Origin of the sequence: Microcoleus sp. w2-18bC1, from assembly GCF_036700365.1 — a bacterium.
Classification (GTDB): domain Bacteria; phylum Cyanobacteriota; class Cyanobacteriia; order Cyanobacteriales; family Microcoleaceae; genus Microcoleus.
Genome location: NZ_JAUBOS010000117.1, coordinates 1 through 7165 on the forward strand (window position 1 = coordinate 1; position 7165 = coordinate 7165).

Consider the following 7165-nt stretch of genomic DNA (forward strand, 5'->3'; position numbering starts at 1 on the left):
ACACAATCATTCTGCCTATTCAGGACGGCGATGTCTGAGGGGTGAAACCCCTCAGACATTCGCCAACAGTCTCTTTCCAATCGCCGGATTTCCAATTACGCCCATTCCCATTCCAATCATTCACCATCCACAGAACCACTATCATTTTGCCCAATTACAGGCAACAAATGCTCGTGCAGCTTCATCGCCTGCAAACAACTATTAATCCCAGAAACCGCCCGATCGTACTCTTGAATCTTTTGCTCATTCTCAGCTTGCCGCCGCAGATTCCCAGCAATCTTTTCCTCCGCCTCCTGTGCCAAAGTTTGCTCTAAATAATCGCGGGCTTGACTGTATTTCTGCAAAATATCATCAGCTTGCTTTTGGGCCAGCGGCAACAAATGCTCTTTCAGAGTTTGATTGACAGTTTGGCGGAAAGTTTGCCGAATAGTTCTAGATACTTTCGGCTCGAAATCTAGCCGCAATAATTGTCGAATTGCCGGTTGGGCGTCCACCATGTTTTCGCAGTCGAAACCTTGAGAAGTTTGCTGCAATGTTTCCCGGAATTGATAAATTGAAAATGTGCCTTCGTCGTAAAAACGCGGACTTTCTCGCACGTAGCGATCGCACTCAACGCCCGCCGCATTTACCAAAGCATCAGAAACCCGCTTTGATAACTCCTCTAACTGCTGTTCAATTCCCCCGTCGTTCCCCAACAACCGATAAAGTAATCGATAGTATTCCGACTTGCGAACGCTATCTTTCAAATACTGGAAATAATTATCAACCAGTGACTTAGTAGCCTCTACTAAAATATCTTCCAACTGATTCGCTAAATAATAAAGCGCTTCAACTAAAACAGCAATTAAAGGTGCTGTGGCATTGCGGGGATGATTCCGCAAAGTGCGTCCGTAAGCCGCCTCAACAGAAAATCCGTCTAACAATTCATCCAAGCGGCGGATCATCCGAGATTGCAATTGCCGAAAGTCTATATCGAAAATATCGCATCTGTTCATAATCATTTCATTGACTTCTTCGGCGATATGTTCCCGGAAATCCTGTCCGACTTGCTGCAATTCCTGATTTAGTCGCAAAAGTTCCTGTGCTTTCATCGCTTCAATTTCGCGGGGCTGGCTGTCCAAATTCCGCTGAATTGTTTGGTAATGTTTCCGCAGTTGAATGCACAAGTCTTCTAAGTCGTCAGCGAGATTTTTGAACAGTTGCGGGCGTTTTTCTTCTGTGAGGTAGCGGGTGATGGCTGTGCGAAAATCTTCGATACCGCTATCTTGAATTAATTGAGAAATTAATGGTTGTCCTTGCTCTGCAAGAATTCGCACGTAGTTTTCATTGGGTGTTTCGTAGCTGTTCACTGAAATCCGAAATTTGCTAGGAGATAACTTGCCAGAATTCGCACAGTAGCGATTAAATTCACTAACAAATTGCGGAGTTTCTTCACTATTACCGAGCAATTCAGAATCTAATTTATCATCTCCAGAAGCTCGCCCTTGACTGGTGGCAAAGATTGTATTTAAACCAAAGCGATCGCGCCCTGTTGTCCCTCGAATCAAACTCCCGTAAAATCCCAACAACCCGCTAGTTTTGTAAACTCTCGCAGTATCGCGAAAGTCGGAATTAATCAGATTTTCTAAGCGCTGTCGCAGTTGCGTGTTGTACCAAGTTTCGTCGATGCGGTTGAAAATGTAAAACAGTCGATCGCGAATTCCCGGATTTCCCCGTGTTTTTTCCATCAACTCGGTTTCTTCTGTCGTCATTTCCCCAGACGAAGCCGCTTTTAAAACGCAGACAACCGCCGAAGTATCCGGGCTTTCAATCTTATCATAAGTCAATTCTGCATCCCGCTGCACCGGCGCATCAATTCCCGGCGTATCGATAATAATATTGCCATCTTGTAGCAGCGGATGATAACAGTAATATTCAACTCGCTTGAGTACAGCACTGTTACTACCGCGACGGGCATAACTAGCAGCTTCCTTGAGATTGGAAAAGTTAAACTGTTCCATCGAGTAGGTAGCGTTTTCGAGAGTTTGGATGCGATCGCGATTTGCCTCAAAACCTTCTAACAGCAGCATCAAAGCCTTAGCTTTTTTGGCTAATTCCGATTTATTTTCGCCGCCTTCCCTTTCAATAATTATGTTACATCCCTGAGACAACAGCGACACTACATCTGTTTGATTAATATTAACTTCAGTAGCTAAACCTAACTGATGACAAAGCACAGAAGCTTGCTGGCTAATCTCAAACTCGCTCAAAAAAGTGAGAACCACGCGCTCTTTTTCCGGCTCAGCAAAGGCGATATAACATTCCGTACCTGTCGCGTGTCCGACCGCACTGTAGAGCAATTCCCGCTCCAGCAAAGCATTAATCAGCATCGATTTTCCCGCACTGAAAGCGCCAGCAAACACAATTTCAAACTCAGGAGAAATTGCCTTTTTCAGAGAAGCTTCTACTGCCGTGATATCTTGTTGTCGCAAAGACGATTCCTGACGCAGCAGTTGCAGTAAGGAGTCAACTTGCTCTTGCAGATTGTTGCATTGAGGGGGCATTTGAGTCATCGCGGCAGACTGCTCCTGATTGTGGGAAAATTACCTTATTGTTAATTCTCTGCTAGTTCAGGAATAATCACAACATTAGTTTTACTTATGCGCTCCAGGATTGCTGAAAGTGCGATCCTCTTCGAGGGCTCCGCTAACGGCTATTCTGGCGACAAATCATATTGTTTACGGTTGTTTCGGAGTTATTAAACCGCAGAGACCGCAGAGGGTGCGGAGGAAGAGAAGAGAGAGATGAATAATTCCGATACCAACGGATTTGTTATTATCTATTTACAGGCAAGTGGCTAAATCTGATATGTCAGTAAAATTTAGCCAAGCCTCTCCTAATTTTTCGTACACCATTAGTAGTAAGGCGCGCATTATTGCGCCCCTACAAAATTAAACTGGCGCATTGCGTAGTCTACATTAAATCGATAAATCCTGACGCGGTTTAAAAGACTCAACCTGCCGCAACTTTTCGTATAATTCCCGTTCCTCCTCACTAATTTCTTTGGGAATTAACACCTGAATTTCTACCAATTGATCGCCCCGATCGCCATTTCCTGTCGGATAGCCCTTGTTAGCCAGCCGCAACCGCTTTCCAGAGGTTACTCCCGGTGGCAATTTCATCTTTACCAGGCCGTCCAGCGTCGGTACTTCAATATCTCCGCCTAACACCGCTTCGCTGGGAGTCAGTGGCAATTCGCAGCAAATATCTGACATTTCCAAGCGAAAAAAGGGATGGGGAGAAACTGTGATTTTCAAATATAAATCTCCGCCGCCCATACCTTGATTTCGCAAGCGAATCCGCTGGCCTGATACCATAGCAGGAGGCAGAGTTACCTCGATCGCTCTCCCGTCTTCCAGACGAATTCGCTCAGTACCACCCGAATAAGCCCTTTCCAAAGGCAGAGTTAGCCTGGCCTCAATGTCTCTTCTGGGTTCGCGATCGACTGTTTCCCTAATTTCCCGTCGCATTTCGCGATCGACTGTTTCTCGTCGCATTTCGCGATCGTCTGTTTCTCGTCGCATTTCGCGATCGTCTGTTTCTCGTCGCATTTCGCGATCAACTGTTTCTCGTCGCATTTCGCGATCGTCAAAATCCCTTCTAGGTGGACGAGAATTAGCAACATAACTCGTTTTCTTAGAAGCCGTACTCCACGGTTCAGAGGAGGCTACTCCCGCTGCATCATTCGCTGTCGCCATCCTCACTTCCCGCCGCCTTCCGAGCACTTGGTCGAGAAATTTATTAAAATCCGAGTAATCGCTAAAATCTACCTCTTCGGCCGGTTTTTTGCGGGTAGTTTTACTGTTTCCCCAAGTTTTGAAATTGGGAAGTCGCACCCCTTGCTTTCCTTGAAATCCTTTTTGTTTCCAGAATTTACTAAACTGATCGTATTGAGCGCGCTTGTCGAGGTCGGAAAGAATATCATAAGCTTCATTAATATCCTTAAACCTATCTTCAGCAGATTTATCACCTGGATTTACGTCAGGGTGCAACTGTCTTGCTAGCCGTCGATAGGCTTTTTTTATCTCATCAGCCGTGGCATCTTTGGGCACTCCCAAAATTAGATAGTAATTGCGAAAATTCTGCATAGTTAGTCATTAGTTATTAGTCATTAGTCATTAATTATTATTAGTCATTAGTCATTAGTCATCCTGCTTCCCTGCTTCAAACTAGGGACTAATGACTAGGGACTAATGACTAACCACTAATTACAGCCAATCGTCGTCATCATCCCAATCGTCGCTTTGATTTTGATAAGGGCGAGTGGGGCGATTAGCACTGCTTCTACGATCGTATGAACGATCGTTCATACGATCGCCCATACGATCACCGGTGCGATCATAGGGTCGATCGTATGGGCGATCGGGAATTGGATCGACAGTCGATCGCCTGTAAGGCTTAGCATTGGTATAATAGCTGCTGTCATCGCTGCGCCGCTTCGTACCGTCGCCCGTAAAAGTCCGCTTCACAGACTCAAAGAAATCGTCATCATCGTCATCATCAGCAAAAGCTGAAACTTCTCGGCTCAAATCGTAAAGAGCATCTTGCAAATCCGAACCAATCTGGTCAACTCCCCGTTCATCATTGCGTTCCAAACTGTCTCGCAATTCCCGAATTAAAGTTTCAATTCGCTGGCGGCTTCTTTGAGCAAACTGCATTCCGCGATCGAGCGCAACTTCCCGCAACTGCCGCTCCGCTTGATAAGCTAAAGCTTCAGCGCGATTGCGTTTTTCCACCTTTTCCCGCTGCAACTTATCAGCTTGAGCAAACTGTTCCGCATCGCGAATCATTTGATTCACTTCCTGCTGACTCAGCGTCGAAGCACCTTGCACAGTAATGCTTTGTTCCCTGCCGGTAGTTTTGTCCAAAGCAGTCACCAACAGCATCCCGTTAGCATCAATATCAAAAGCTACTTGCACCTGCGGAATCCCTCGCGGTGCCGGCGGAATTCCAGTTAGTTTAAACCGTCCCAAAGACTTATTATCTCGGCCTAATTCCCGTTCGCCTTGGATTACGTGAATTTCTACCACAGTTTGGTTGTTTTCAGCAGTCGAAAAAATGTCCGATCGCCTGACGGGAATAGTAGTATTCCGAGGAATCAGTTTTTTCATCACCCCGCCGATCGTTTCCAAACCCAGTGACAGCGGCGTCACGTCCAACAGCAGCACATCGCGGACATCCCCACCCAAAATCCCCGCTTGAATTGCCGCACCCACCGCCACAACTTCATCGGGATTCACATTTTGATTCGGCTCTCGATCGATCAAACTGCGAACAACTTCCTGCACCAAAGGAATGCGAGTCGAACCGCCGACTAGCACAACTTCATCAATGCGAGAAGGACTCAAACTTGCATCAGCCAAAGCTTGTTTTACTGGCCGCCGCAACCGCTGCACCAAATCTGTGCACAGTCCCTCAAATTGACCGCGAGTCAGCCGCGTTTCCAGATGCAAAGGCCCGTCTTCATTCGCATCGATAAACGGCAAATTAATCTCCGTGACACCGACGCCAGACAGCTCAATCTTGGCTTTTTCTGCCGCTTCGATCAAGCGCTGCAAAGCTTGCCGGTTGCGTCGCAAATCAATTCCTTCTTTTTCTAAGAATTGTTCTGCCAACCAGTCAACAATTTTAGAGTCAAAATCATTGCCACCCAATTGAGTATCGCCGCTAGTTGCTTTGACTTCAAATACTCCGTCTCCCACGTCTAAAATCGACACATCAAAAGTACCGCCGCCCAAATCAAACACTAAAATAGTTTGACTTTCTCGCCTCTCCAAACCGTAAGCCAAAGAAGCCGCTGTCGGCTCATTTAAAATCCGCTTGACATCAAGTCCGGCAATTCGTCCAGCATCCCGCGTCGCCTGTCGCTGCGAGTCGTTGAAATAAGCGGGAACAGTAATTACAGCCCCCGTCACCTCTTGTCCCAGATAGCGACTGGCTTCATCGGCTAGTTTCCGCAAAACCATCGCCGAAATTTCCTCTGGGGCAAAATCTTTTTTCAGGCGGGGACACTTGATTTTGATGTTCCCGTTTTCGTCGCGGCGAGTTGTGTAAGGGACGCGCTTTGATTCTGGAGTCAGTTCGGTATATTTGCGTCCGATGTACCGCTTGACACCGTAAAAGGTGTTTTGCGGGTTGAGAACAGTCTGGCGTCTGGCCATCTGTCCCACCAGGCGTTCTCCTTCCTTTGTGAAAGCGACTACCGAGGGAGTTGTCCGCATCCCTTCTGCATTGGCAATCACAACCGGTTTGCCGCCTTCCATGACGGCTACTACTGAGTTTGTTGTTCCGAGGTCAATGCCAACTACTTTACCCATGCGTCAGTTGTCTCCTGTGGCGTTGTGTGTAGCCTTTTCAATATAAGCGTTAAGTATGATTGCATTTATTGTACCGCGTCGAGAAGCGGGGGCTGCGGAGGGATTGCCTCACCTGCGGTTCAGGTTGCTGGGTGGGGTTGGGTACGATCGACCTTTTTTCCATACGGTTTGGCGCAGCAACCGAGAAGCAAATTGATTAGAATGGAGAGCAAAAGTTATACCTATCATTAACATAGAGGTAGCCTGAATGACCGGATTAGAAGTATTGCAGTCAGTTGAGTTTCTTAATCTAAAAGGCAAACAAGTTGCTGTTTTAGATGTCGAAAATTGGCAAGCACTCATCGAATGGTTAGAGACTTTAGAAGATTTGCAAATTTCCAAACAAGCATTAAATGAGTTAAAAGCTGCTGGTGGAAATCGCGATCGTGCCGGTTGGCTGGATTGGGAAGCTGTTAAAGATAAGTGGGATGAAGATTGATGTTATTACAATTAGGAGTTACGCACGGGTGGTCATAAACCGGGTTTTTTTACGAAAATCTTTCGCACTCACCCACAGATTCGGTAAAAAACCCGGTTTCTTTGGCATAATCGATTTTAGAGGATAGCGATGATTGAAAAACTTACTCCCGAACAAGAAGATTTAATGCTAGTTAATGATAAAAAGTGGTGGGAAATCATGTACTCCACTGAGCCGATAGATCGCCAAAAAGCAGCAGAGGCAGTTAAACAAGCTGTAAGGATTCAGGTCGGAAATTCGGGAATGAGATCAGGCCGAGCCAAGTCACAAGAATGGGCAGAAATAGCCTCAC

5 protein-coding genes and 1 pseudogene are annotated in these 7165 nt (G+C 46.3%); 3 read left to right on the plus strand and 3 right to left on the minus strand.

Going from position 1 to position 7165, the window contains the following annotated elements; all coding sequences use genetic code 11:
- Positions 1-116 precede the first annotated feature (116 nt).
- The 3 genes from QT979_RS28120 to dnaK form a co-directional block, all read right to left on the minus strand.
- Positions 117-2552 (minus strand): dynamin-like GTPase family protein, encoded by a 2436-nt coding sequence (locus QT979_RS28120; protein ID WP_333312311.1) that lies wholly within the window; start codon positions 2550-2552, stop codon positions 117-119.
- A gap of 405 nt (positions 2553-2957) precedes the next feature.
- Positions 2958-4127, minus strand: a complete 1170-nt coding sequence (locus QT979_RS28125; RefSeq protein ID WP_333312312.1) for a J domain-containing protein — start codon at positions 4125-4127, stop codon at positions 2958-2960.
- 120 nt (positions 4128-4247) lie between these two features.
- Positions 4248-6356: a molecular chaperone DnaK gene (gene dnaK, locus QT979_RS28130; RefSeq protein WP_333312313.1), complete on the minus strand. Its 2109-nt coding sequence runs from the start codon at positions 6354-6356 to the stop codon at positions 4248-4250.
- Between the two features lie 55 nt (positions 6357-6411).
- Between dnaK and QT979_RS28135 the strand changes: the two genes are divergently transcribed.
- The 3 genes and pseudogenes from QT979_RS28135 to QT979_RS28145 all read left to right on the plus strand — a co-directional run.
- Entirely contained in the window at positions 6412-6552 is a 141-nt protein-coding gene (locus tag QT979_RS28135; RefSeq protein WP_333312314.1) for a hypothetical protein, read from the plus strand.
- A gap of 51 nt (positions 6553-6603) precedes the next feature.
- Entirely contained in the window at positions 6604-6834 is a 231-nt protein-coding gene (locus tag QT979_RS28140; protein WP_333160040.1) for a hypothetical protein, read from the plus strand.
- Positions 6835-6963: 129 nt separating this feature from the next.
- A pseudogene (locus tag QT979_RS28145) lies at positions 6964-7165 on the plus strand (hypothetical protein); the annotation flags it as partial.